The organism is Variovorax sp. 10N432 (assembly GCF_056394465.1).
This window is the reverse complement of the sequence record NZ_JBFTHX010000057.1, coordinates 1-24,873: the sequence shown is the minus strand read 5'-3', so window position 1 is coordinate 24,873 and position 24,873 is coordinate 1. Positions and strand designations below refer to the sequence as shown.

At 65.2% G+C, this 24,873-nt stretch carries 23 protein-coding genes and 6 pseudogenes; 18 read left to right on the top strand and 11 right to left on the bottom strand.

The annotated features are described in order from the left end of the window. Positions 1-5 precede the first annotated feature (5 nt). Together AC1DF3_RS34060 and AC1DF3_RS34055 are read left to right on the top strand one after the other, a co-directional pair. A complete protein-coding gene (locus tag AC1DF3_RS34060; RefSeq protein ID WP_478142412.1) occupies positions 6-545 on the top strand; it encodes a cytochrome P450 in 540 nt (179 codons plus the stop codon). Positions 546-579: 34 nt separating this feature from the next. Then, complete coding sequence (locus AC1DF3_RS34055; RefSeq protein WP_478142406.1) at positions 580-1,710, top strand: PDDEXK nuclease domain-containing protein; 1,131 nt, start codon at positions 580-582, stop codon at positions 1,708-1,710. Positions 1,711-1,764: 54 nt separating this feature from the next. On the opposite strand, the gene AC1DF3_RS34050 is transcribed toward AC1DF3_RS34055, so the two are convergent. Beyond that, entirely contained in the window at positions 1,765-2,841 is a 1,077-nt protein-coding gene (locus AC1DF3_RS34050) for an NHL repeat-containing protein (protein ID WP_478142405.1), read from the bottom strand. A 135-nt stretch (positions 2,842-2,976) separates the two neighbouring features. Further along, positions 2,977-3,222: an AraC family ligand binding domain-containing protein gene (locus AC1DF3_RS34045; RefSeq protein ID WP_478142404.1), complete on the bottom strand. Its 246-nt coding sequence runs from the start codon at positions 3,220-3,222 to the stop codon at positions 2,977-2,979. 35 nt (positions 3,223-3,257) lie between these two features. Here AC1DF3_RS34045 and AC1DF3_RS34040 point away from each other — a divergent pair. Then, positions 3,258-3,692: pseudogene (locus AC1DF3_RS34040) on the top strand (ISKra4 family transposase); the annotation flags it as partial. Between the two features lie 633 nt (positions 3,693-4,325). Continuing rightward, on the top strand, positions 4,326-4,556 hold the full coding sequence (locus tag AC1DF3_RS34035; RefSeq protein WP_478142403.1) for a hypothetical protein: 231 nt from the start codon (positions 4,326-4,328) through the stop codon (positions 4,554-4,556). Here the strand turns inward: AC1DF3_RS34035 and AC1DF3_RS34030 are convergent. From AC1DF3_RS34030 to AC1DF3_RS34020, 3 genes are all read right to left on the bottom strand, one after another. Then, positions 4,553-4,693 carry a hypothetical protein gene (locus AC1DF3_RS34030; protein WP_478142402.1) on the bottom strand — a complete coding sequence of 47 codons (141 nt, stop codon included), beginning with the start codon at positions 4,691-4,693 and terminating at the stop codon, positions 4,553-4,555. The genes AC1DF3_RS34035 and AC1DF3_RS34030 overlap by 4 nt on opposite strands. A 20-nt stretch (positions 4,694-4,713) precedes the next feature. Continuing rightward, complete coding sequence (locus AC1DF3_RS34025; protein ID WP_478142401.1) at positions 4,714-4,890, bottom strand: DUF3606 domain-containing protein; 177 nt, start codon at positions 4,888-4,890, stop codon at positions 4,714-4,716. A gap of 145 nt (positions 4,891-5,035) precedes the next feature. Continuing rightward, on the bottom strand, positions 5,036-6,178 hold the full coding sequence (locus AC1DF3_RS34020) for an acyltransferase family protein (RefSeq protein ID WP_478142400.1): 1,143 nt from the start codon (positions 6,176-6,178) through the stop codon (positions 5,036-5,038). 821 nt (positions 6,179-6,999) lie between these two features. Between AC1DF3_RS34020 and AC1DF3_RS34015 the strand changes: the two genes are divergently transcribed. Beyond that, complete coding sequence (locus AC1DF3_RS34015; protein ID WP_478142399.1) at positions 7,000-7,431, top strand: HipA domain-containing protein; 432 nt, start codon at positions 7,000-7,002, stop codon at positions 7,429-7,431. A gap of 464 nt (positions 7,432-7,895) precedes the next feature. Further along, positions 7,896-8,447, top strand: coding sequence for a hypothetical protein (locus tag AC1DF3_RS34010; RefSeq protein WP_478142398.1), 552 nt, complete (start codon positions 7,896-7,898; stop codon positions 8,445-8,447). Between the two features lie 138 nt (positions 8,448-8,585). On the opposite strand, the pseudogene AC1DF3_RS34005 reads toward AC1DF3_RS34010, so the two are convergent. Both AC1DF3_RS34005 and AC1DF3_RS34000 read right to left on the bottom strand, forming a co-directional pair. Next, positions 8,586-8,690: pseudogene (locus AC1DF3_RS34005) on the bottom strand (SDR family oxidoreductase); the annotation flags it as partial. Positions 8,691-8,767: 77 nt separating this feature from the next. After that, on the bottom strand, positions 8,768-8,986 hold the full coding sequence (locus AC1DF3_RS34000) for a hypothetical protein (protein WP_478142397.1): 219 nt from the start codon (positions 8,984-8,986) through the stop codon (positions 8,768-8,770). 243 nt (positions 8,987-9,229) lie between these two features. Here AC1DF3_RS34000 and AC1DF3_RS33995 point away from each other — a divergent pair, with 243 nt between their 5' ends. Next, positions 9,230-9,586, top strand: coding sequence for a hypothetical protein (locus tag AC1DF3_RS33995; protein ID WP_478142396.1), 357 nt, complete (start codon positions 9,230-9,232; stop codon positions 9,584-9,586). Positions 9,587-10,019: 433 nt separating this feature from the next. Here the strand turns inward: AC1DF3_RS33995 and AC1DF3_RS33990 are convergent. The 4 genes and pseudogenes from AC1DF3_RS33990 to AC1DF3_RS33975 form a co-directional block, all read right to left on the bottom strand. After that, a pseudogene (locus tag AC1DF3_RS33990) lies at positions 10,020-10,692 on the bottom strand (IS5 family transposase); the annotation flags it as partial. A gap of 289 nt (positions 10,693-10,981) precedes the next feature. Then, positions 10,982-12,030: pseudogene (locus tag AC1DF3_RS33985) on the bottom strand (IS110 family RNA-guided transposase). A gap of 130 nt (positions 12,031-12,160) precedes the next feature. Continuing rightward, positions 12,161-12,593: pseudogene (locus tag AC1DF3_RS33980) on the bottom strand (transposase); the annotation flags it as partial. A 355-nt stretch (positions 12,594-12,948) separates the two neighbouring features. Next, on the bottom strand, positions 12,949-13,686 hold the full coding sequence (locus AC1DF3_RS33975) for a helix-turn-helix domain-containing protein (RefSeq protein WP_478142395.1): 738 nt from the start codon (positions 13,684-13,686) through the stop codon (positions 12,949-12,951). A 202-nt stretch (positions 13,687-13,888) separates the two neighbouring features. Here AC1DF3_RS33975 and AC1DF3_RS33970 point away from each other — a divergent pair, with 202 nt between their 5' ends. From AC1DF3_RS33970 to AC1DF3_RS33920, 11 genes and pseudogenes are all read left to right on the top strand, one after another. Next, positions 13,889-15,046, top strand: coding sequence for an NAD(P)/FAD-dependent oxidoreductase (locus AC1DF3_RS33970; protein WP_478142394.1), 1,158 nt, complete (start codon positions 13,889-13,891; stop codon positions 15,044-15,046). A gap of 47 nt (positions 15,047-15,093) precedes the next feature. Then, positions 15,094-16,539, top strand: a complete 1,446-nt coding sequence (locus tag AC1DF3_RS33965) for a M81 family metallopeptidase (protein WP_478142393.1) — start codon at positions 15,094-15,096, stop codon at positions 16,537-16,539. A 47-nt stretch (positions 16,540-16,586) separates the two neighbouring features. Further along, entirely contained in the window at positions 16,587-18,164 is a 1,578-nt protein-coding gene (locus tag AC1DF3_RS33960; RefSeq protein WP_478142392.1) for an ABC transporter substrate-binding protein, read from the top strand. 21 nt (positions 18,165-18,185) lie between these two features. Further along, positions 18,186-19,121 carry an ABC transporter permease gene (locus AC1DF3_RS33955; RefSeq protein ID WP_478142391.1) on the top strand — a complete coding sequence of 312 codons (936 nt, stop codon included), beginning with the start codon at positions 18,186-18,188 and terminating at the stop codon, positions 19,119-19,121. 30 nt (positions 19,122-19,151) lie between these two features. Then, a complete protein-coding gene (locus AC1DF3_RS33950; protein ID WP_478142390.1) occupies positions 19,152-20,060 on the top strand; it encodes an ABC transporter permease in 909 nt (302 codons plus the stop codon). 10 nt (positions 20,061-20,070) lie between these two features. Then, entirely contained in the window at positions 20,071-21,102 is a 1,032-nt protein-coding gene (locus AC1DF3_RS33945; RefSeq protein WP_478142389.1) for an ABC transporter ATP-binding protein, read from the top strand. Continuing rightward, on the top strand, positions 21,099-22,082 hold the full coding sequence (locus AC1DF3_RS33940; RefSeq protein WP_478142388.1) for an ABC transporter ATP-binding protein: 984 nt from the start codon (positions 21,099-21,101) through the stop codon (positions 22,080-22,082). Before AC1DF3_RS33945 ends, AC1DF3_RS33940 begins: the two co-directional genes overlap by 4 nt. A 13-nt stretch (positions 22,083-22,095) precedes the next feature. After that, positions 22,096-23,562, top strand: a complete 1,467-nt coding sequence (locus AC1DF3_RS33935; protein WP_478142387.1) for an N-acyl-D-amino-acid deacylase family protein — start codon at positions 22,096-22,098, stop codon at positions 23,560-23,562. Next, on the top strand, positions 23,559-23,924 hold the full coding sequence (locus AC1DF3_RS33930; protein ID WP_478142386.1) for a RidA family protein: 366 nt from the start codon (positions 23,559-23,561) through the stop codon (positions 23,922-23,924). Before AC1DF3_RS33935 ends, AC1DF3_RS33930 begins: the two co-directional genes overlap by 4 nt. 179 nt (positions 23,925-24,103) lie before the next feature. Then, positions 24,104-24,301, top strand: a pseudogene (locus tag AC1DF3_RS33925) (plasmid pRiA4b ORF-3 family protein); the annotation flags it as partial. A gap of 83 nt (positions 24,302-24,384) precedes the next feature. Continuing rightward, a complete protein-coding gene (locus AC1DF3_RS33920; RefSeq protein WP_478142411.1) occupies positions 24,385-24,732 on the top strand; it encodes an IS1096 element passenger TnpR family protein in 348 nt (115 codons plus the stop codon). The last annotated feature ends 141 nt before the right edge of the window (positions 24,733-24,873 follow it).

Genomic DNA, 24,873 nt, shown 5'->3' with positions numbered 1-24,873 from the left:
AGGCGATGCGACTTCGACCGGTAGCACCAGTCCTCTTCCTGGATGCCGTCCAGGATACGCAGGTCGGCCATGTGAGGGTCACCAAGGGCACGACGGTGTTTTGCGTGATGCGCTCCGCAGCCGTGGACGAAGCCAACGTCAGAGATGCCAGCGAATTCCGGCCGGAGCGTTGGCTGTCCGACGACAAGGCAATGGAAGCGTCGTCCCCGAAGCGCGTTTCGATGCCTTTCGGCGCGGGACCCCGACTCTGCCCCGGTCGCTACCTCGCGATGCTCGAAATGAACCTCGTGCTCGGGATGCTGGCTCGGAGCTTCGAGCTGCTTGAGGTCACCGGGCCCAACGGTGCTGTCCCTGAAGAGGTCTTGACGTTCACGATGCATCCTGTCGGCCTGCGGAGCGCAAGTTTTGATGTCGCCTTGCGGCTGATAGAGAACGCGCCGACGTGTGGATTGCGTGGGGTCGGGATCTGTTGTCTAGGTAGACGCGGTGTGGCGAAGTCCGCGTCCGGGCGCCCATTCTGCCCGGTACCCTTGGAACGCGAGTGAAGGCTCCCCGCGCTCGAGGAACTACATTTGAGTGGTGACTACCTCTACCACGACCCTGTTCGACTACCCCCGATTCGTTGAAGGCCTCAAGCGCCGGATAGACGGTGCGCGTCTTTCCGCTGCGCGAGCAGTCAACCGTGAACTTGTGGCCTTGTACTGGGACATCGGACAGGCCATCCGAGAGCAGCAGGCGAGCCGAGGATGGGGGGATGCGGTTGTGGATCGTCTCGCACGCGACCTGAAGGCGTCTTTCCCCGGGACCACGGGGTTTTCAGCGGCGAGTTTGTGGCGCATGCGGCAGTTCCACGAGCACTACGCAGCGCCGGAGTTTCTCGCACAGGTTGTGCGACAAATGAAGCCCGGTGCCAAACTTGCACGAAATGCCAAGGCGTTGGTCGCTGCCGACCAACCGGAACTCGCACAAGCTGTGCGAGAAATGGTCGAGGCTGTGCCGTGGGGCCACCATGTCAATCTGCTCTCCAAGCTCGATGACCCTGCACAGCGCCTCTACTACCTGAGGGCAACCGCACGCTTTGGCTGGAGTCGCAATGTTCTCCTGAATCAAATCAAGGGGCGAGCCTACGAGCGATCATTGGCCGACGGCAAAACGCACAACTTCGCGCTCGCGCTACCCGAGCACTTTGCAGAGCAGGCCGAAGAAGCCATCAAAAGCAGCTACAACCTCGAGTTCCTTGGCATTCGACGCGCCATCAAGGAGCGCGAACTGGAAGATCGCCTGCTCGAGCGGCTGCGCGACTTCATCCTTGAGTTGGGCTACGGCTTTTGCTTTGTTGGTCGCCAATACCGACTCACCCTTGGCCGCAAGGAGTACTTCATCGATCTTCTCTTTTATCACCGCTTCCTCAAGGCGCTGGTGGCGGTCGAGTTGAAGATTGGTCCCTTCGAGCCGGAGTTCGCCGGAAAAATGGATTTCTATCTCAACTTGCTCAACGAGAAGGAGCGTGCCCCAGACGATAACCCGTCGATTGGCATCATCTTATGTGCGGAGAAGGATAATCTTGAGGTCGAGTTCGCCCTGAAGAGCAAATCGAACCCCATCGGCGTAGCCGAATATCAACTGCGAGGCAGCCTGCCCGCAGAGATGAAGGGAAAGCTACCCTCGGCGAAACAACTGCAGGAAGTAGTCCGCGGCGGCCTTCAGTAGTCCAGACACCGGAAGACCGAAGTGGACCGACCTGCGATTATCGAAGTGCCAAACTCAAGGCGAGGCGGCAAATCGCTGCAGCCGCTTGCCGGTGTCAACCTCGGCCGTGTAGATGTTGCCCTTCGAGTCCACGGCGATGTTGTGTACCCAGTGAAACTGACCCGCCATGCGGCCATTGCGGCCAAATGTCGACACCTCGGCGCCCGTTTCGCGGGACAGCACGTGCACCTGGTTGTTGGCGCCGTCGGCCACGTACATGTAGGTCTGGTTGCGGTCCGGCGACAGCACCATGTCCCAAACCGAGCCGATCAACAGCGTGTCCTTGGCGAGGAAGAACTCGCGCACGAACTCCCCTGACTTCTTGAACACCTGGATCCGGTTGTTCTCGCGGTCGCACACATAGAGCAGACCGTCCTTGGCAAGCCGGACGCAGTGCACCGGGCTTCCGAACTGCCTGGAGGGCGGCGCCGACGGGTCGTAGCTCGTCTTGGCGTCATCCGGTCTGCCTCCATAGGCGCCCCAGTGGCGCTTGTAGGCGCCGGTGGTCGCATCGAACACGATCACGCGCCGGTTGCCGTAGCCGTCGGCGACGTACAACTCATTGGCCACGGCGTCGACTTCCATGTGGGCCGGCTTGCCGAGCAACCGGGTGTCGTTGCTGCCGCCGGTCTGGCCAGCCTTGCCGATCTGCAGAATGAACTTTCCATCGGCGGTGAACTTCAGCACCTGGTGATCCTGCTCGTGATTTCCGGCGATCCAGACGTTGTCGTCCTGGTCCACGTAGATCCCATGCTCGCGCTTGGGAAAATCGAACCCGACGCCCGCCATGCCCCACGACCGGAGGACATTGCCTTCGGCGTCGAACTCGATCACCGACGGCGCGGGCACGCAGCACGCCGCTCGCGGCGGATTGAACGAGGCCGCCTTCTCGTCATCCGTGAAGCTGCCGGGGCGGTGGATGATCCAGATGTGGTCGTGCTTGTCGACGGCCACCCCCGCCACGGCACCCAGCTGCCATTTTCCCGGCAGGGGCTTCGGCCAGTAGGGATCGACCGCGTAGCGCGTGGCCGCCAATCCCTCGCCAGAACTCCCTGCGGCGCAGGCCGAAAGCAGCAGGGCAGCCAGCCCCATCGCCAGTGCTCTCGAAGCATTCCGCAATGCTGATCGCATGTGTCGAACACAGCCGGACGATTGAAACCGTTGAGTGATCATGTCGGTGAGCCTCCGATAGGGGCGATTCTAGGTAGCCTGGCGATTCAAGGTGGGCTATTCGCCACGGCGGGCGGGTCGGGTCAGATAGTCTTTGGACTGCGCCTCGCTCTTGGTCGGCGTGACCTTGTCCGGGTCGATCCGTACCATGAGGTAGTCGATGTGGTCATCGACCTTGGTGAACCAATGGCCGGTGCCTGCGGGGATCACGACCACGTCGCCCGCCTTGATCTCGTAGGCGACACCGTCGCGAACCTCCGAGCCATTGTTACCCGGGCCGTTCTGAAGCACCACGGTGGGCATCGTCGCGGGTCGCCGTTCCCGGTTGAGGATGTCGGGACCGAATCAAATGGTTCCTGTGGCACGGAAACGTGTTTCGCGCCGACGAAACCTTGTACAACCTGCTTGAGGACATCGCAGATGTACGCGAGGAGCAGCGCAAGGCGGGCCTGCCGAGTTCGGTCGTGCTCAAGAAGCTTGAACGGGCGCTGGATGAATTCGCGACCTACGTCGACAACAATACTGGCGCCATCGTCAACTACGGGGAGAGGTACCGATGCGGGGAACGGATCTCCACCGGCTTTGTAGAGTCCGCGGTCAACCAGGTGATCTCCAAGCGGTTCGTGAAGAAGCAGCAGATGCGCTGGACGCCGCGCGGAGCACATCTGCTGCTCCGGGTTCGCACCCAGGTCCTGAACGACGAACTACGAGCGTCCTTCGAGAGGTGGTATCCGCGCCTCGGCGCTCAGGATCAGGTGCCCCTGGCAGCGTAGCGTCGGATGAAGGATGCTGCACTGCACGCCCCCAGCTTCTGGATGCTCTCCTAGATTGCAGGCTTTGCCGCGGTCAAGGACGATCTGCTCCGCGACCCGGACCGTGGTCGGGATCAAACGCTCCGCCTGGACCCGACTCGCCACCGAATCCCGGCGGTCTGGGTGCGCCAGGCGGCGGGAAAGGTCGGCGGGATCCATAAGCGGGCGCCTGACCATAGTAGGGATCGGAGCGCCCCTGGTAGTAAGGTCTGGGGTAGTACCCTTGCCCCCGGGAATACGTGCCGTTGATGTAAACGGAAGGTGCTCCGACCACGGCCTGGCCGGGCTCCACGTAGTAAGGCTGGGAATACGCCGGGCTACCGTAGTAGGGGCCCGTAGGCACAGCGACGCAACCGCTGAGCATGGTGATGCCACCGATCGCGATGCAAGTTCCAATGAGACGAATTTTGTTCATAAGGGACTCCAGGTCGTTGACTACTACCTGACCAACGCTGCGCAACGGACCCTGTTGACAGGGCTTGCTGGAATCCGCGTATCGCGCAGGTAAAGCCTTGTCCAGCATCTACCCGACCCTGCCACCCCCTTAGCTAGAGAGGGGGGCAGGCTCAAGTCCTGACGCGCTATGCTGGCCTCATGTCCTTCTACGAGCCCAACGGCATCCTGGCCAAGATCCCCGAAGAGCTGATCAGCCGGGCCGGCCAGACGCTTCCTGCGCCTGATGATGGGAAGCCAGCAGAGCTGCACGCCGAAATTGATGTCCCGGACATCGGCCGTGTCCGGGTTCGATACCGGCTGATGAGCAGCCGCCACCACAAGCACACCAACTGGTTCTGGGCGGCTTTCTTTGCAGAGTTGATCAACTAGCGCTTCGTGCTCGCCGCGGTCTTGGTCGGCGCGGCGGGTTTCCTCGTGGGCGCGCGCTTGGCCGGTTTCCGCGGCATGTCGACGAAGGACTCAATGAGGCGGACAGTGTCGGCGAACTTCGGGTCTCCGGCCTTCATGACGTCGGATTTTCTCGCGGTCATCTCTTCCGCAGGTACTCGCGCACCTTCTCCGCCGAGTTGCCCACCGCAGCCACTGCGGCCTTTAGCGTTTTCTCGTCGACGCCGAGCGATTCGGTCCAGATTCGGACCTCGTGTGGTTCGTTCAGGGCGATCAGCTTCCGATCGAGGCCGGTCTTCTTGGGGTCGTCTGCCATGTGAGTCTCCTAGTTAGATGGGAGATTTCGACGCACTCTGGGCGGCGTCGCATTCAGCAAATCGCGCCTGTTTCTGACAGCCGGCACCTTACAGACGGCGCACGTTCGCCAAATGGACCTCCGTGATTAGAGGTGAGCGACCCGGCTACAGAACCGTCGGCGGCGCGACAGCCTCTCGAGGCTGCGGGCGAGTTCTGAGTCGGGCGATTAGCTGCTTGCCCAGACCGATGAAGCGGGCCTCTACCAGCCGCTGCGCGATCACCGCGGCAAGATAGGAGCCTGCGACGGCGACCGCGTAGAGGACCATGGCCGCCGCGCCGCTCCCGATCGCTGGTACCAACACCCTCGATGCCATCAGCGTCACCTTGTACGCGAAGATGAAGTGCACGATGTACATCGAGAACGAGACCTTGCCGATTGCCCGGATCCAGGCCGGATTGAGCGGCTTCGCGGCTTCGAGCACCTTGAACAGGAACACGAATGAGGCCCCGCCTAGCACCGGAATCAGCGAATCGTTCCCATCCCGTTGACTCAGCTTGAACGCGGTCGCGGCGGTGAACGCGATGAAGCCTGCCGCATTGCCCCAGATGCTCTTGATTGGCCAGCGATCCTCGCGCGTCAGGAAGAACAGCACCATTCCCATCACGAAGACGGGCAGCTGGTTCGCGATACTGAAGTAGATGAAGCTGCCCGTCGATGCCTTGAGGCCGGTCAGTTGAAAGACCGCCCACAGGGTCGCTTGGCTGGCCACCAACGAGGCCAGCACGATGAGCCCCGCCAGGCGCAAGGTGAACGCGCGGACTTTCAGGAACGCCGCGAATAGGAGCGGGAAAACCGCATAGAACGCCATCTCGGTGCCGATGGACCAACCGCCCGGCACGACGGCGTTGTTCGCAGGGCCAGGCACGAGGCCATGAACGAAGAACACGTTCGCCATCACGCTCGACAGGGTGTACTCGGCGCCGAACGCCAGCCTGCGCTCGATCACATAATTATTCAGCAGGCTCATCCCTGCATAGAGCACGATGCCGATGTAGTACATCGGGGCGATCCGGAAATATCTCCGGATCGCATAGCTGAGCAACGGCCGGGTTTCACCTTGGCGTTGCATTCCAGAATGGCAGAGGGTGAACGCTGACGCCACGAAGAACAGCTGGACGCCGAGCATCCCGTAGTAGGTGGCCTCTTGCAGATCGACCGATAGCCCGGGCACACACGCGGCCGTGTGCACAAGGATGACCATGAGGATAGCCAGGCCACGCATCGTGTCGATGTGGTCGAGTTTCAATGTGGAATCCCTCTGGGAGCTGAAGCCGGGAGATTTGCTTCAGCCTGTTTCATTTTGTAATAAGAAGATATTACCCAGCAAGTCAGCAATCCGCAAGGTTGACTGATCCTGGGCGGGCTCGACCCCCTGTAGGGTTTCATTTCCGCTGCGCGCTCTCTGACACTCCGACCACCCTCGTGAGAGGACGGCATTTCCCCTAGCTGGAGAGCGGCATGGGATCGGGCTTCGGCCCGGTCCCATCGTCCTGAACCCTGATCACCCGGCATTCCTGCAGGTGATGGTCACGGTCGAGCGCAACCCGTTCGAGTTCGACGATCGCATGTTTACCTGATCCACCCGAGTTCTGTGCATCCACCCGCCACAGCGCTTCAGATCCAGCGGGACGGCCACTGGGTGCCTGCCGCTACCGTGCAGCCGCTTGGCCCCCCCGCTGCGCATCGAGTACCTACCCGAGCACCCCCACGGCGACGCCGCGCATTGGCCGGTAGCGCTGGGCATGCCGATCGACGCCCAGTCGGACCTCTTCATCGACGGACCGACGGGGCCCGAACTCGACCGCAGGCCACCCTCTTTTCTGTTCGACCTGGTGTCCCAAGGCAGGGGGCGCCAGTATCTGCTCGAGCAACTTGCCTTGCCGACGGCGAGGGCCTGGTGCTGCCCCTCGCCATGGCCGGTGCCATTGCTCCTATTGGACGCCTGCGCCTCTAGAGCGCCGTGGACTACTCGACTACCAGGCGCACGTGCGGCGCGTTCCAGGGCGTCGACGGGGCGGAAGTGCGCGCCAGAGTCGAGTCCGTCCTCAGAGACCCGCGAGCCGGGGCATGCTCGCGCCTCGCACCACCGGCGTGCAAGGCGTCGCGTCGAAGTTCTTGCTTGGCACCGATGAAGACGGACGCTGGTTTCCGGATCTCGCGTTGCCCGACGAGCGCGCGCGCGAACACTGGCTGGTCAAGCTGCCGCGAGGCAACGCCGAGCCCGACCGCGCCGTGCTGCGCCACGAGGCAGCCTACTTGCGCGTGGCCACCGCCTGCGGCCTGAGGAGCACGGCTGAGCCGGAGTTGAATGGCGAGGCGCTCTTCGTGCGGCGCTTCGACCGCCAGGTGATCGACGGCCAGGTCCATCGACTCGTCAGGAGAGTCTGGCCAACATCTGCGGCCTGCGCGGCTTCGGCATCCCCTGCAGCCAGCAAACGCTGCTCGGCGGCCTGCGTTCTGCCGTTGGGGATCCACTGCAGGAAACCATCGAGTTCATGAAGCGAGGCGTGCTGAACTTGGCGATGCGCAACACTCCAGGGCGTTCTCGAACGAGATCTCGTGCTCATCGACGTCCCCTTCCCCGCGTGCAACGTCGTGCAGGCGTCCCTCCGCGGCCGCGCGCGTGTAGCTCGGTCGTTCCGTGCCAGAGGCGAATCGTCGTCGTCATGGCGCGCCCCACATCGGGCGCAGCGCGAAGTCGGCGTGTTGTCGAAGATCAGGTACAGGCGGTGGCCCTCGGGAAATCAACAGCCCAAGCTTTGGTGACACTTAAATCACGGTTGCCAGTCGCCCTCGGCGGATTCTCTCGGCTTTGCGTGACTTCCATGGGAATCCTGTCGCCTTTATGCCGCAAGCTCTCATGTTTATAGCGCGCCTCACACTAAAAGTAGAGCTTCAAGCACTATTGGCGATCGAGGAGGAGCGCAGGGAAATGGGAAGACCACCCATCTCATTCGCGCCACATGACCTACCAGAGCATTCGAATCACCGGGCCACACGAAGCCTTCTATCAACTTGGGCAGCCCATGTCTGTGTACGAGGGGGGCATCCTGTTGGCGACATTGGACCCCGTCCTGGTATTGAACGGAGGGACACAGATTCACGTTGAAAGCCTTGCCCCAACGAAAGTGATGGTGGATGAGAGAAGGCACTTTGAACGCCTGATCTTCTTTGAGATTTGCGCATTCGTCTCGGAACACTTCCCCCAGGTACAGGCCATCAGCTTTGTCTTTCCCCGCCCGATCGACTGTCAAGGAGGACCCGCGCAGCAAGCGGCTTCGCGCGCGGCCGCGCTCGGTCGGATTGGGGTCGAAGACGTTCGCATCACCCCCTACACGTCGGGCGCGCACGTGGTGTCCGGCACCTGGGTCTACAACGAAGCGAATCTTGCAGCGCTGCATGTCGCGCTGGCCGAGCAGCGTGCGATCTTTGGTGCTGACCCGATCGTTGAGGCCAAATTCGGGGTTGCGGGCGTGATTCGGCGACTGATTGCGCGGCTGAGGCCCGATCGGTAGCGTGCGCCGTGGCAAGATTCCCCGCCTGCCACGCCCACATTTCACCCGGAACCGCTTCCCTCATCACGCCCACCGATAGCCAGGCGAATCAGAGGGTTGAGGTTCTCTTCGAGGCTGAAACACGACCCGCCCTCGCACCTCTCTGGTCAGCTCGAGCAAGGGCGGCTTGGGCCCGTGGCCGGCACGGTTCACGAGCACGTCGATGTGGCCCCAGAGCGCAATCGTCAGATCGACCAAAAGCCTTGCTGCCCTACGCCCCGCGCGCGTAGAACCTGGGCGCGCAGCGCGGTCAGCCGGAACCGGTGGCGTCGGGCGGTCGGTTAGCTTGGGGGGTCATCAGGGTAGTGAATGCGTAGCAGTTCGCCGCGGCCCTTGGCCGTGATGGCAAGGATCCTGGCGGCCCGCTCAGGGGGCTCGTCCATCAGTGCCAGCACCAGACCCGCTTGGCGCAGCATCCTGATGGCATCCATTTCCTTGGTCGAGCTGAATGACGTGGGGAGGGGCGTGGCAGCGATCTGCCTCAGGAATTCAATCGACATGGCATCTCCTTGCACGCGTGGACGCTTTGAATCGACGCGCGACAGCGCATCTCGCGCGCCCCGCGAACCGGGTCGGAGTCACCGACGATTTCATATCGGTGGCGACCTACAGCCGGGCCGACCGCCCGCCTGAGGCGAATTCGCGGGCGACGAGGCCTGCACGGTGCAATGCCTCGCTACAAAAGAAACAAAAGTACTCACTACTCCCATATCATCGGACCCTTCTTGTGGGGGAACCGAATCATGAGAGCAGTGGCATCCGTCCTGGCGGGGATCGCGGTTTTTGTCGGCTGCCTGGCCGCGTGGTGGTTCTACTGGCCCGCGTGGAACGTGGAGACCCATGTGCGCGAGCAGCTTCGAGCCAGTGCCGCCACCTTCACAGGCGTGAAGTACAACCGGGCCACGGGCGCCGGGTGCGGGTACGTCAACGCGGGCAATGGCCGCGGCCTGCCGCAGGGAACGACCCATTTCGTCCTGCTTCCGGACGGCAGCCTGAAGCTCGACCCGTCCGATCGCGTGACCGGCTCGACGCTCCAGCAACTGGAAGCGCTGCGCAAGCACTCGGACTACCTGGCCTTGGTCTACGCGCGCTGCGCCTGACGCCCTTCGATCGCCGGGTCGGACGAGCGCTGCATTCGACGAGCGGTCCACTGCGTCCACGACATCGTCGGCGCCGCTGGCGAATGGGAGGTTGCGGGCGATGAAACCCCATCCACGACTGCTCATCTGCGTGGCCACCGCCATGGCGGGGCAAGGCGCGGCCGCAGTCTCGTTGCAACCGTCGGATCTGGAACTCACGGCGGTCTACTGCGCAGGCGTGCTTCAGAACAGGCTTCGCTTGACGAGCAGTCGCAGCCCCAGGCAAGCGCGAGCGCCGCACTGCGCAGCGACCTGGAGCGCCTAACAGGCCTACCAGTCGCGCGGCAGTCATCCGGCGTCCTGAAGTGGGCGGTTGCAGGATTTCGGGGTTTCAGGCTCGCTGCCGTCGCCGCTATCGCGCTTCGAGGGCCCGTTCTCGGCTCCCGTTTCCCCTCTACGAGGCCACCGGACGGACTTCTGCCGAGGTCCGCATGCGCACGAGGTTATAGGCGGCCATCGTCAGCACGAACAGCTGATCGACTTTCTTGATGCCGCGCACCATCACCTGGCGGATGGGGCCGACGAACTTGGCCCAGCCGAAGCCCTGCTCGATGAGCTTTCTCTTGCGCTGCGAGATCGCATAGCCCTCGCTCCGGGCGACCTCGTCGGCCACCGCCGAACGACGCCCCGCTTTGTTCTGCGTGACGTGCGGCGTCACCTTCATGCAATGCAGCGCCTCGATGAACTCGGCCGCGTCGTAGCCCTTGTCGGCGCCGAGCGTGACCTCGGTATCCGCTACTCGCGGTGGCTCGGCGCGCGTCCCTGATCATGACCTTGGCCGGTTCCCGTTCGGCAAAGCCGTCGGCCTGCGTAACCATCGCGTTGACGACCAGGCCGTGACGGTTGTCGGTGAGCGTGTGACCCATATAGCGCAGCTCGCTGGCCGTCTTGCCCTTGCGGTACAGCTTCGAATCGGGATCCGTCTTCGACTCGTGCGTTTCGTTGCTGCGTCGCTGCCCCTTGAAGTCCCCGCCACTGCCGCCACCGTCGTCACCGTCCTTGCGAACGAAGCTGTTGTGTCCGGCCCAGGCCTGAATCAACGTGCCGTCGACGCTTATATGGACGCCTCCCGTGTGGCAAGTGAATCTTCGAAGTCGTGGCAGTGGCGGATCAACTGCGGTCTTATCCGGCCTGTTTGCGCAGTTCGGATCTGGTCCGCATGCTGGCCCTGATGGTCATTCGCGAGGTCGGTGCCTACCTGAAGTACGGGCTTCGCACACGGCGAGCCTGAGCGTTGACTTGGCTTTTCCGACCCACGGTCTGACCGCTTGCCATCACTTCCTCAACTGCACTCGCGCACTCTGTTCGGCGTTCGCAGTATTTGTCGCCGTGTGGCGCCCTTGGCTGCCAACCTGCCTATGCTCGTGCCGTTTCGGCACTGGACATACGGGCCGGCACGGTCGACACCCACCGCATATCGTAGCTTCGGTTGTACGCAACAAGCGCCCACGCCGTGCGAGCCAGCTTGTTGGCCAGCGCGACGACCGCCACGTTGGTTGGCCTGCGCAATAGCAAAGCTTGCAGCCACGCCGAGCAATTCTTTCGGGCCACGACCGCTCTCGCTCCGGCAATGAGCAGCGTGCGCAGATAAGGATCACCCCGTCGGCTGATGCCGCCCATCCTCACCTTACCGCCGGTGCTAGTGTGTCCGGGACAAAGCCCCAGGCTCGCGGCAAATTCGCGGCCATTGCGCCACGCGCGCCCGTCACCCAACACCGCCGCAAGCGCCGTCGCGCCCAGCACACCGAGTCCCGGCACCGCGCGCAGCGTCTTTGCGGCTTCGATGCTCTGCTGGACCGCGGCGATCTCCTCATCCATTACCTCGACGTCGTGGTCAACCTCGCGCAGCGACCTTAGTTGCTCGTTTAGTAGCCTCACCATCAGTGCTGGCAGCTTGGCGTCGATGTCCGCGCGTTCCTCTGCGAGCATCCGCAACGCGGAGTGACGCCCTTGCGGAAGGAAGATTCCGAATTCATAGAGGAGCCCACGCAGGGAGTTGATCGTCGGCGTACGGATGCTCACCCAATGCGATCTCGTGCGATGCAGCGACATGATGGCCTGTTGCTCAGTGCTCTTGATCGGCACGCGGCGGATGTCGCCGTGGCCGGCAGCGACCCATATCGCCCGTGCATCGGCCGAATCATCCTTGTTGCCTCGAACGAAGGCGCGAACCTGGCCCGCAGGCAACAGCTCGACGGCATGCCCCATGGCCATCAATGTCCGCGCCCAGTGGTGAGAACCACCGCAGGCCTCCATGGCCACGCACGCCGGTTGCACCTGAGCAAAGAACTCGAGAACTTGCCCCTGCTGAGCTTCTTGCGATGGATCTCGCCGGTCTCAAGCTCAACCCAGTGCAACTGCATCACGCTCTTGGCCATGTCCACGGCGTACGTCGTAGCGTTCATTTCGGGACCTCCGGTTGTGTGGTTGGACGCAAGCTCCACTTTGGCACTCCCTGCCGTTAAGCGCGAGGCCCCGCCTCGCCCGCGCTTCGCAGTGCGGCAGAGGCCGTGGTGGGAGGCGTCTATACCATCTGAAGTGCTCACCCGACAACCAATCCTTGTTCTCGGCCGTCTCCAGCACTTCGTTGAAGAAGGCGACCACTGCGTCGTGCTCGATCAGACGCTGGCGATTCTTGCTGAACACCGTCGGCACCCAAACCGCGTCGTCCATCGCCAGGCCGATGAACCAGCGAAACAACATGTTGTATTGCGTCTGCTCCATGAGCTGGCGCTCCGAGCGGATGCTGAACAGGATCTGCAGCAACATCGCGCGCAGCAGCTTCTCCGGCGCGATGCTCGGGCGGCCGCCCTTGACGTCGGCCTCGTACATCCGAGAGAACAACTCGTCCATCTTGGCCAGCGCCTCGTTGACCATCACCCGGATGCGTCGCAGCGGATGGTCGGCAGGAACAAGGTCGTCCAGCCGTCTCATGGTGACCTTCGGTGAATGAGTCAGGGCCGCGCATCGGAGCAGGTTTCGTGGGTCTGCAAAGACAACGCCTCAGGCCCAATTTCGGGGGACCATCCGGTGAGGTATTTCAGCAGCCTGCTAGGCCGTTGCGGACTCGCAAGAAGATCTACAACACCATCGATGGCGGCCGTGATGTGGTACGCGTGCGTCAGTGGATATCAACACACCTGCGCAAAAGTGGCGGATTCCCTTCTTGCTACGACTTGCGAGTTTCCGCCGCCCAAAGGCAAAACCGCGAGTGCGCAGTTGAGTGGTCGAGATTTCGGTTCGATGGCCGGTATCGCGCTCTCGCAGACCAACGGCAATGAACTCCTCCACCATCGGTCCTCGATGGCGTCGATGAGGCGGGGCTAAGCGCGCTTTCCGGTCTTCGCCGTCTTGGCGCTTTTCTTTGCGGCAGGCTTGCGCGCAGTCTTCACCATGGGCGCCATGTGCTCGTCGCCGTCACGCGCGGAGCGCATCAGGCCGCTCTCGCTCGAGGTCATGCCGACGATCTTCGCGAGCTGGCGGCTCACAGTCACGTAGGCATGGCCGAGACGGCTGTCGAAGTACAGCGAGTCGCCGCGCGCCAGGTGAACCACCTCGCCGTTCTCGAAGTGCACCTCGATCTCGCCCGACAGCACATAGGCGAACTCCTCGCCCGCATGCCGCACGAAGTCCTCGGGACCGTGAATGCGGCGTGCATGCACCGTGCCGACGACGGGGCTCATCTGCTTTCCGGCCGCCGTGGTGCCGAGGAACTCGTAGGCGATCGAAAGTCCGCGGTACACCACGCCCTTGCCCGCGCGCGTGACCACCGGCCCGTCGAGCTGCGCGGGCTTGACGCCGGTCCCCGCGAACATTGCGTTCATGTCCATCTCGAGTGCACGGCCCAGCGCGGTGAAGTTCTCGTAGCCCAGCGCGAGCTGGCCGCGTTCGGCGCGCGAGATGGTGGTGATCGACACGCCAGAGCGCTCGGCCAGTTGCGCCAGCGTCCAGCCGAAGCGCTTGCGCGCAGTGCGCAGTCGATGGCCGAAAGTGGTGCGGTCCAGCTTGGGCGGATCTTCCTTCGGCTTCGTCCCCGGCTTGGTCCCTGTGTGTGGATTCACGCTTGGCTTTCTCTTGTGATGCAGGGAGATTCTGCCAGCCCGGCGTCACGCCATCCATGCCGACCCGCATGACGCGGGCCCGGAAGTTGCGTATACGCAAATTGCGTTGACGCAAATTTCACCGATGCGTTGCCCATGGTTTTCCCTTGATATGGTGGAATGAATTTGCGTATCCGCAAATTCCTATCTACACTTTCCGCCGATGAGTACCAGCACCCCAGCGCCCTGCGTGGCCGACTACCTCGTGATTGGCGGCGGCATCGCCGGGGCCTCGGCGGCCCACTGGCTCGCGCCCCACGCCCGCGTGATCCTGCTCGAACGCGAATCGCAACCCGGCTACCACTCCACCGGCCGCTCCGCCGCCCTCTTCATGGAGAGCTACGGCACGCCGCAGGTGCGCGCCCTCACGATGGCCAGCCGCGCCTTCCTCGAAAACCCGCCCGCGGGCTTCACGGAGCATCCGCTGCTCACGCCGCGCGGGGCCATGATGGTCGCGGGCAAGGCGCACATGGCCGAGCTCGCATCCCACTGGGAGGTGCTGCGCGCCATGAACACTGGCGCGTCGCGGCTGAGCGGCGAACAGGCGCGCGAGATGGTGCCGGCGCTGCGGCCCGAACAGGTGCTGGGCGCGGTGTACGAACCCGATGCGGCCGACATGGACGTGCACGCCATCCATCAGGGCTACCTGCGCGGCATGCGGCGGGCCGGTGGCAAGCTGGTGTGCGATGCGGACGTGACAGCCATCGAACGCGTCGGCGACCGCTGGCGCGTGCAGGCCGGCGGCGCCGTGTACGACGCGCCGGTGGTGCTCAACGCGGCCGGCGCCTGGGTCGACGCCATCGCCCGCATGGCGGGCGTGCAGCCGCTGGGCATCGAACCGCGACGGCGCTCGGCCTTTATCTTCGCGCCGCCCGAGGGCGAGAGCGTCGCGCACTGGCCCATGGTCTTCGGCGCCGACGAAGGTTGGTACATCAAGCCCGACGCCGGCATGTTGCTCGGTTCGCCGGCCAACGCCGATCCCACCGAGCCGCAGGATGTGCAGCCCGAGGAGCTCGACATCGCCATCGCCATGCAGCGCATCGAGGAAGCGACCACGCTCGCCATCCGCCGCCCCACCCGCACCTGGGCCGGCCTGCGCTCCTTCGTGGCCGACGGCGACCTCGTCGGCGGTTTCGAGCCCGGGGCGCCCGGCTTCTTCTGGGTCGCGGCGCAAGGCGGCTACGGCATCCAGACCTCGGCCGCCATGGGCGAGGCCTGCGCCGCGCTGGCACGCGGGTTGCCGCTGCCCGAACGCATCGCGGCCTTCGGGCTCACGGCCGAGATGCTGGGCCCACAACGGCTGCGCGCGGCCACCGCCTGATCGCCGGGCAAGAACAACCGCCCTCCTACCTCAACGAGAACCCACCCATGCGTGTCTTCAGCGCCTCCCTCGCCACCGAAACCAACACCTTCGGCCCGATGCCTACCAGCCTGGCCTCCTTCAAGGACCGCGGCTACTTCGCCGCCGGCAAGCATCCCGATGCGATGACGCTGTTCTCGGGCCCGCTGTGGGCCGCGCGCATGCGCGGCGCCGACAAGGGATGGCAGCTGTTCGAGGGCATGGTCGCCGGCGCGCAGCCCAGCGGCACGACCACGCGCCATGCCTACGAGACGCTGCGCGACGAACTGCTGAACGACCTGCGCGCTGTGCTGCCGGTCGACATGGTGCTGCTCGGCCTGCACGGCGCGATGGTGGCCGATGGCTATGACGACTGCGAAGGCGACCTGCTGGCGCGCGTGCGGCAGATCGTCGGGCCCGGCGTGGTGATCGGCGCGGAGCTCGATCCGCACAACCACCTCACGCCCGAGATGGTCGCCAACGCCGACGTGATGATCTCCTTCAAGGAGTACCCGCACACCGACGTGCTCGAGCGCGGGCTGGAGCTGGTCGACATCTGCGCCGCCACCGTCGAAGGCAAGGTCAGGCCGGTGGCCGCGGTGGTCGATTGCGACATGATTGTCACGGTCCACACCTCGCGCGAACCGGCGCGCGGCTTCGTCGAGCGCATGCAGTCGTTCGAGGGCAAGGACGGCGTGTTGTCAGTCTCGTTGACGCACGGCTTCTCATGGGGCGACGTGCCCGAGATGGGCACCAAGGTGCTCGTCTACGCCGACGGCGACCAGGCCAAGGCCGACGCGCTGGCGCGCCAGCTCGCCGACGAGTTGATCGCCATGCGCGACGGGCTCACGGTCAACTATCCGAGCATCGACGCCTCGCTCGACGAAGCGCTGGCCTTCGACGGCGGCCCCGTGGTGCTGTCCGACGGTGCCGACAACCCCGGCGGCGGCGCGGCCAGTGATTCGACCTTCATCCTGCGTCGCATGATCGAGCGCGGCATTCGCAACGCTGCCATCGGCCCCATGTGGGACCCGATCGCAGTGCGCATCGCCTTCGACGCAGGCGTGGGCGCGAAGCTCGCGATGCGCATCGGCGGCAAGATCAGCCCGCTGTCGGGTGACCCGATGGACCTCGAATGCACRGTGAAGGCGCTGCAGCACGACCTGGTCATGACCGGCCTGGCCGGAACGCCCACGCTGATGGGCGACAGCGCGCTGGTCGAGGCCGACGGCATCGAGATCGTGCTGATCACGCTGCGCAACCAGGCGATGGGCACCGACCTGTTCACGCAGCTGGGCTGCGACCTGGCGGCCAAGAAGATCATCGTCGTGAAGTCGTCGCAGCATTTCTATGCGTCGTACGCCAAGGTCGCGAAGCATGTGATCTATGCGGGCGCGCCGGGCGCCGTGACGCTGGACCTCACCACGCTGCCGTATCGCAAGGCCCGCCTGCCCAAGTGGCCGATCACCGCATGACCCCCAGGCTTGCCCAATTTCTTTCTGCCCTTACCGGAGAATCGACGATGAAACGACCAACGTTTGCCGCCCTCGCTGTCCTTGCGCTCTCAACGGCGTGCCTTCCGGCGCTGGCGCAGACGCCGCCCAAGACGCTGAAGATGGTCGCGCACGCCGACCTGAAGATCCTCGACCCGACCTTCACCACGGCCTACATCTCGCGCAACTTCGGCTACATGGTCTACGACACCCTGTTCGCGCAGGACTCGACCGGCAAGCCGCAGCCGCAGATGGTCGAGAAGTACACGGCGTCGAAGGACAGCAAGCAGTGGAGCTTCACGCTGCGCCCCGGGCTCAAGTTCTCCGACGGCAGCGCCGTGACCTCGGCCGACGCCACCGCGTCGCTGCAGCGCTGGGCCGCGCGCGACGGCCTGGGCCGCGCCATGGTGGCGAGCGGCGCCGAGTGGAAGGCAGTCGATGCCCGTACCTTCACGCTCACGCTCACCGAGCCCTTCGGCATGGTGCTTGACGCGCTGGCCAAGCCCTCGGGCTTCCCGCCGGTGATCCTGCCGGAACGGCTTGCGAAGATGCCGGCCACCGCGCCACTGCCCGAGGTGCTGGGCTCCGGCCCCTTCATCTTCAAGCGCGACGAATGGGTGCCCGGCAACAAGACGGTGTTCGTGCGCAACCCCAACTACGTGCCGCGCAGCGAGCCGCCGAACGGCCTGGCCGGCAACAAGAAGAGCAACTTCGACCGCGTCGAATGGCTCTACCTACCCGACGCCAACAGCGCGGTGTCGGCACTCAAGCGCGGCGAGGTCGACTTCATCGAACAGCTGCCGCCCGACTACATCGTGCCGCTGCGCACCGACAGCAACCTGAAGGTCGGCGCCTTCGGCACCTACCAGGGCTTCCTGGTGATGAACCAGCTGCACCCGCCTTTCGACAACCCGAAGGTGCGCCAGGCGCTGCTGCAGGCCGTGAACCAGGAGCGCTTCATGGCGGCCATGGGCTTCCCGCTCGACATGCGCATGGCCTACTGCGCCACCTACTTCATCTGCGGCAGTCCCAACGACACCTCGGCCGGCGCCGAGCCCTACCGCAAGGCCGACGTTGCCAAGGCCAAGCAGATGCTCTCGGCCTCGGGCTACAAAGGCGAGAAGGTGGTGCTGATGGTGCCGAGCGACATCACCGCGTTGAACGCCGAGGCGCTGATGGTCGAGCAGACCATGAAGAGCATCGGCTTCAACGTCGACGCGCAGACCATGGACTGGGCCTCCATCGGCGCCCGCCGCGCCAAGCGCGACGCGGCCGACGCCGGCGGCTGGAACATGTACGTCACCGTGGCCGGCGAGTTCGACGTCAATTCGCCGATCACCAACGCCTACCTGAGCGCGGCCTGCGGCAACACGCTGCCCGGCTGGCCTTGCGACAAGCGGCTCGACGAACTGCGCACCGCCTGGCTCAAGGAAACACTGCCGGCCAAGCGCAAGGAGCTGCTCGACGCCTTCCAGGCCCGCGCCTACGAGGCGGTGCCGTACATCAACGCGGGCCAGTATTCGGCCGCATTCGCCGCGCGCACCAGCCTCAAGGGCACGGACAAGCTCTGGGCCGGCATGCCGACGGTCTGGGTCCTGGACAAGTAACCGCCACCGCACGGCTGCACCATGGGCTACATCCTCAGGCGATTTCTCTCGACGCTGCCCGTCATGACGGTGGTGGCTGTGGTGGTGTTCCTGCTGATCCACCTGTCGCCCGGCGACCCCGCCGCGCTGATCGCGGGCGACCTCGCCACCGGCGAAGACATCGAGAAGCTGCGCACCACGCTCGGCCTCGACCTTCCATTGTGGCAGCAGTTCGCGCACTGGATCGGCAAGCTGTTCACGGGCGACCTCGGCATCTCGATCTTCACGCAAGTGCCGGTGGCACAGCTGCTCGGGCAGCGGCTGGAGCCCACGGTGTCGATCGCCGCCCTGACCATGCTCATCACGCTGCTGGTGTCGGTGCCGCTGGGCACGCTTGCGGCCTGCCGCGCAGGCAGCTGGATCGACAGGCTGGTGATGCTGTTCGCAGTGCTGGCGTTCTCGGTGCCGGTGTTCCTGGTGGGCTACCTGCTGGTCTACACCTTCGCGCTCCAGCTGCCGTGGTTCCCGGTGCAGGGCTATGCGCGTCTTGCGGACGGCGTCGGCGAGTGGCTGCGCTCGCTGGTGCTGCCCTGCGTGAATCTCGCGCTGGTGTACATCGCGCTGGTCACGCGCATGACGCGCGCCACCGTGCTCGAGGTGCTGCATGAAGACTACATCCGCACCGCACGCGCCAAGGGCCTTGGCGTGCTGCCCGTGCTGGGGCATGCGCTGCGCAACGCGGCCATTCCCATCGCGACCACCATCGGCGCCGGCATCGCGCTTCTGATCGGCGGCGTGGTCGTGACCGAGACGGTGTTCGCCATTCCGGGCGTGGGCCGCCTAGTGATCGACTCGGTGCAGCGGCACGACTACCCGGTGATCCAGAGCGTTCTATTGCTGTCGGCGGGGGTCTATGTGCTGATCAACCTTCTGATTGACTTGAGTTACCGTCTCTTCGACCCGCGCATCCAGTACTAGATGCCCCCCACCGAGCCACCGACCTGAATCATGTCCACCGTACTCCCGATGAGTGAACGCCACCTGCCCGCGCCCCCCGTCGACTTCACCGACGAAGCGCCCTTCGTGCTGCCGCGCTGGCGCTGGGTGCGCAAGCACCCCACGCTGATCATCGGCGCGCTCCTGCTGATCGCGGTGGCCGCCCTCTCCTTCGCCGCGCCGTGGATCGCCACGCACGACCCGCAGGACATCGACCCGCTCGCGCGCATGCAGCCGCCGTCGGCCGAGCACTGGTTCGGCACCGATGCGCTGGGCCGCGACGTGTTCAGCCGCGCCGTGTGGGGCGGGCGTGTGTCGATGATCGTGGGCGCCTCGGTCGCGGTGCTGGCCACCTTCTTCGGCATCGCCCTCGGGCTGGTGTCGGGCTTCGTGCGCTGGGCGGACGGGCCGATCATGCGGGTGATGGACGGGCTCATGGCCATCCCCGGCATCCTGCTCGCCATCGCACTGATGGCCGTGACTCGCGCCAGCCTGACGACGGTGATCGTCGCCATCACCGTGCCCGAGATTCCGCGCGTCGTGCGGCTGGTGCGCTCGCTGGCGCTCACACTGCGCGAGCAGCTCTTCGTGGAGGCCGCGCATGCGGTGGGCACGCGGCTGCCGGTGATCCTGGTGCGCCACGTGCTGCCGAACATCATGGCGCCGCTGGTGGTGCAGGGCACCTTCGTGGCGGCGTCCGCCGTGCTGATCGAGGCCTCGCTGTCCTTCCTCGGCGTGGGCGTGCCTTCGCAGACGCCGAGCTGGGGCAACATGATGGCCGAAGGCCGCAACTTCGTGACCGTCGCCTTCCACATCATCCTGTACCCGGGCCTGCTGCTGGCGGCCACGGTGCTGGCCATCAACTTGCTCGGCGACGGCCTGCGCGATGCGCTCGACCCGCGCCTGGCGCGGCAATTGTGAGCGAAGCGCCATGACGATCACGATGTCCCACACCGCGCTCGCCCCCGGCGAGCCGCTGCTCGAGGTCGACGACCTGCGCACCCACTTCCACACGCTGGCGGGCGTGGTGCGCTCGGTCGACGGCGTTTCCTACACCGTGCGAGCGGGTCGCACGCTTGGCGTGGTCGGCGAATCAGGCTGCGGCAAGAGCGTGACCGCGCTGTCGATCCTGCGGCTGGTGCCGACGCCGCCCGGGCGTCACATGGGCGCCGTCCGACTGCGCGGCACCGACCTGATGCAGCTGGGCGAGCGCGAGATGCGTCAGATCCGCGGCAACCGCATCTCGATGATCTTCCAGGAGCCGATGACCTCGCTGAACCCGGTGCTCACCGTGGGCCGGCAGATCGCCGAGACGGTGCAACTGCACCAGAAGGCCAGCCGCGCCGATGCGATGAAGCGCGCGGTCGAGATGCTGCGCGTGGTGCAGATCCCCGAGCCCGAGCGGCGCGTGAACGAGTACCCGCACCAACTCTCGGGCGGCATGCGCCAGCGCGTCATGATCGCGCTGGCCCTGGCCTGCAACCCCGAAGTGCTGATCGCCGACGAGCCGACGACGGCGCTGGACGTGACGATCCAGGCGCAGATCCTCGATCTCATCAAGCGGCTTCAGAAGGAGCTGGGCATGGGCGTGGTGATGATCACGCACGACCTCGGCGTGGTGGCCGAGAGCTGCGACCGCGTGGTCGTGATGTATGCCGGCAGGAAGGTCGAGGAAGCCGACGTGACCGACCTGTTCGACCGGCCGCTGCATCCCTACACGCGCGCGCTGATGGCCTCGATGCCCGGATTGAACACCGCGAGCACGCGGCTCACCGAGATTCCGGGGCTGGTGCCGGCCGCGCACGAGCTGGGACGCGGTTGCGCCTTCGCGGCGCGCTGCAACCACGCGCGCGAGCGCTGCCGCGTGGAGACGCCGCGGCTGGCGCGGCGGGGCGGCGACCATGTGGTGGCCTGCTTTGCCGTCGAGGAACAATGGGCCGATGCGGCCGGAGCGATGACATGACGACCGCGGCCCCGCTGCTCGATGTGCGCGATCTGCGCAAGCACTACATCTCTCCCAAGCGCTGGCTGCGGCCCGCGAAGCCGGCGATCCAGGCGGTCGACGGCGTGTCGTTTTCGGTCGCGCGCGGCGAGACGCTCTCGCTGGTCGGCGAATCCGGCTGCGGCAAGACGACCACGGCCAAGTCGGTGCTGCGGCTGGTCGAACCCAGCGCAGGCTCGGTGCGGCTCAACGGCGAGGAGCTGCTGACGCTCCCGGCGAACGAGATGCGCCTGCGCCGTCGCCAGCTGCAGATCATCTTCCAGGACCCGTATGCCTCGCTGAACCCGCGCCTGACGGCCGGCGACATCGTGGCCGAGCCGCTGCGCAACTTCGACATGGACGACGCGGCCGAGCGGCGCGAGCGCGTGCAGTGGCTGTTCTCGCGCGTCGGCCTGCGGCCCGAGGCGGTAAAGAAGTTTCCGCATGAGTTCTCGGGCGGCCAGCGGCAGCGACTGGGCATTGCGCGCGCGCTGGCGCTGAACCCGAAGCTGATCGTCTGCGACGAGCCGGTGTCGGCGCTGGACGTGTCGGTGCAGGCGCAGGTGGTGAACCTGCTGATGGATCTGCAGGCCGAACTGGGCATCGCCTACCTGTTCGTCGCGCACGACCTAGCGGTGGTGCGCCACATCAGCCATCGCGTGGCGGTGATGTACCTCGGCCACATCGTGGAGATCGCGGACCGCGACACGCTGTTCTCGACGCCGCTGCACCCCTACACCGAGATCCTGCTGTCGGCCGTGCCCGTGCCGAATCCGCGCACGCCGGCGCGCCGCATCCTGCTGCAAGGCGATCCGCCGAGCCCCGCCAATCCGCCTTCGGGGTGCCGCTTCCACACGCGCTGCCCGATGGCGCAGGCCGTGTGCAAGGAGAAGACGCCCGAACTGACCGAGCGGCCCTCGTCGTCCAACGGCGGCCACTGGGTGGCCTGCCACTTTCGTTGAACAAGGAATCCCCATGTCCGTCACTCCGACCCACTACGACCTCCTGATTCGCGGCGGCACCGTGATCGACGGCACCAGGGCGCCGCGTTTCGATGCCGACATCGGCATCCTGAACGGCCGCATCGCCGCCATCGGCCAGCTCGCGGGCCACACGGCCGACCAGACCCTGGACGCCGCGGGCCGCATCGTCGCGCCCGGCTTCATCGACTCGCACACGCACGACGACCAGGCCGTGCTGTCGCAGGCGCAGATGCCCTTCAAGGTGTCTCAGGGCGTGACCACGGTGGTGGCGGGCAACTGCGGCATCAGCGCGGCGCCGCTGCGCGCCGACATGGACCTGCCGATGCCGTTGAGCCTGCTCGACTCCCCGGCCGAAGGCCGCTTCACGACCTTCGCAGCGTACCTCGATGCGCTGCGCGCCACGCCCTCGTCGGTGAACGTGGCGGCGATGGTCGGCCATTCGACCTTGCGCGCCGTGGTCATGTCCGACCTCGACCGGCCCGCGAACGATACGGAGATCGCAGCCATGCAGGCGCTGGTCGAGGAAGCCATGCAGGCCGGCGCGATCGGCCTGTCGACCGGCACCTTCTATCCGCCCGCCGTGAAGGCCACGACCGAGGAGATCATCGAGGTCGGCCGCCCGCTCACGGCGCGCAAGGCGCTCTACGTGACGCACATGCGCGACGAAAGCGACCGCGTGATGGAGTCGCTCGAAGAGACCTTCCACATCGGCCGCGCGCTCGGCATCCCGGTGGTGGTGTCGCACCACAAGGTTCAGAACGTGCAGAACTTCGGCAAGACCAAAGTCACGCTGCCCTTCATCAAGGAAGCGATGCAGCACCAGTGCATCGGACTCGACTGCTACCCGTACACGGCTGGCTCCACCATGATCCGCACCGACCGCGGGATGATGGAAGGCCGCGTGCTGATCGCCTCGAGCGTGCCGCACCCCGAGTGCGCGGGCCGCGACCTGAAGGACATCGCGACCGAATGGGGCGTGTCGGGCGAAGATGCGGCTCGGCGGCTTCAGCCCGGCAGCGCGATCTATTTCATGATGGACGAGGACGACGTGCAGCGCGTCCTCGCGTTCGACGAGACCATGATCGGCTCGGACGGCATTCCGCACGGCGAGAAGCCGCATCCGCGGCTGTGGGGCACCTTCCCGCGTGTGCTGGGCCACTACAGCCGCGACATCGGCCTGTTCCCTCTGGAGACGGCGGTGTGGAAGATGACCGGGCTCACGGCCCGCAACTTCGGCCTGCACGAGCGCGGCACCCTGAAGCCGGGCCACCACGCCGATGTGGTGATCTTCAACCCCGCGACGGTGCGCGACCGCGCGAACTACGAAACGCCGACGCGGCCGGCCGAAGGCATCGACGCGGTGATCGTGAATGGCGCCGTCACCTGGCAGCACGGCGTGCACAGCGGGGCACGCAACGGACAGGTGATCGCGCGCAAGGACTACGAGGAAGCAGAATGAATATCGAACGTTATCCGACTCCCCTGCCTGTTCCGTTCTCGAAGGCCGTGCGTGCAGGGGGCTTTCTTTTCCTCTCGGGCGTGCTCGCGATGGATGCGCAGTCCAACATCGTCGAGGGCGGCATTCAGGCCCAGACGAAGACCGTGTTGGAACGCGTGGCCCTCACGCTCGGCGAATGCGGCGCGCGCATGAGCGACGTGGTGCGCGTCACCGTGTGGCTTGCGGACCTGGGCGAGTTCGCCGCGTTCAACGAGGAATACGCGAAGCATTTCGCGGGCGCCCTGCCCACGCGCTCGACCGTGCAGGCCGAGCTCTACAAAGGAGCGCGTGTCGAGATCGAGCTTCAGGCCTGGGTGGACTGATATGAGGCGCGCTACTCGGGCGTGGCCACGTTCCGCTGCGCCTCAGGCGGCCCGATGCCGGCTGCTGGGTCAGGTCGATGGGACTCGCATAGACGACGACAACGCTGTCGCTTTGCTGGCCCGCTATGGAGAGCATCACAATCCTGGGGGTGTGCGGTGCAGCAAAGTAAGCTTTGGAGATGGAAGCCGGAGCATCTTCTCGACAGGAGGTCCTGCAGCTGCGCGCCGTGCTGCGCAGCATCAGCCCGCTGCTCTGGCGGCGACTTCTGGTGCGCGGCGATACCAGCGTCGCCCGGCTTCACCGGATCCTGCAGGTCGCGTTCGGCTGGCAGGACATGCACCTTCATCGCTTCGAGATTTGCGGTCGCGAGTACGGAGTCCATCAGGAAGGCGGCGTGTTCTTCGACACCGACGCGCACGAAGTCCCGATCGGACAACTGAAGCTGCGGCGCCTTGAGCGATTCCCTACGAATACGACTTCGGCGATCTGTGGGTGCACGACCTGCGCATCGAGACGACCTTGCCGCTGGATCCCAAGCTGGTGTACCCGGTATGCATCGCAGGCCGGCGCGCCGCACCCCCAGAGGATTGCGGCGGTCCGCATGCGTTCATGGCCACTCGGTTCGAGTACACCCCGATCGGCGAGAGCAGGTCCCGCCAAGAGTTCGAGGATCTTCTCGACGATGAGGTGGACGACGAGGAATGGCCCGTCTTGCGCCACTACCACCCCGACCGCTTCGATCGGCGCGCCGTGAACAGAAGGCTCGCCGCGTTGGCTGCGCCATCACAGGAAAGGTGGGTCCCATGAGAGCCATCGTTCAGATTCGCATTGAGGGCGCCGCGTCGCGCCCCTTCACCGTGCCACTTCACACCATCGATCGTCGATGTGACCAGGTGCAGAACGTCGGACTCGCCCTGGGCGACGCCAAGACCATCCTCGCAACCCTTC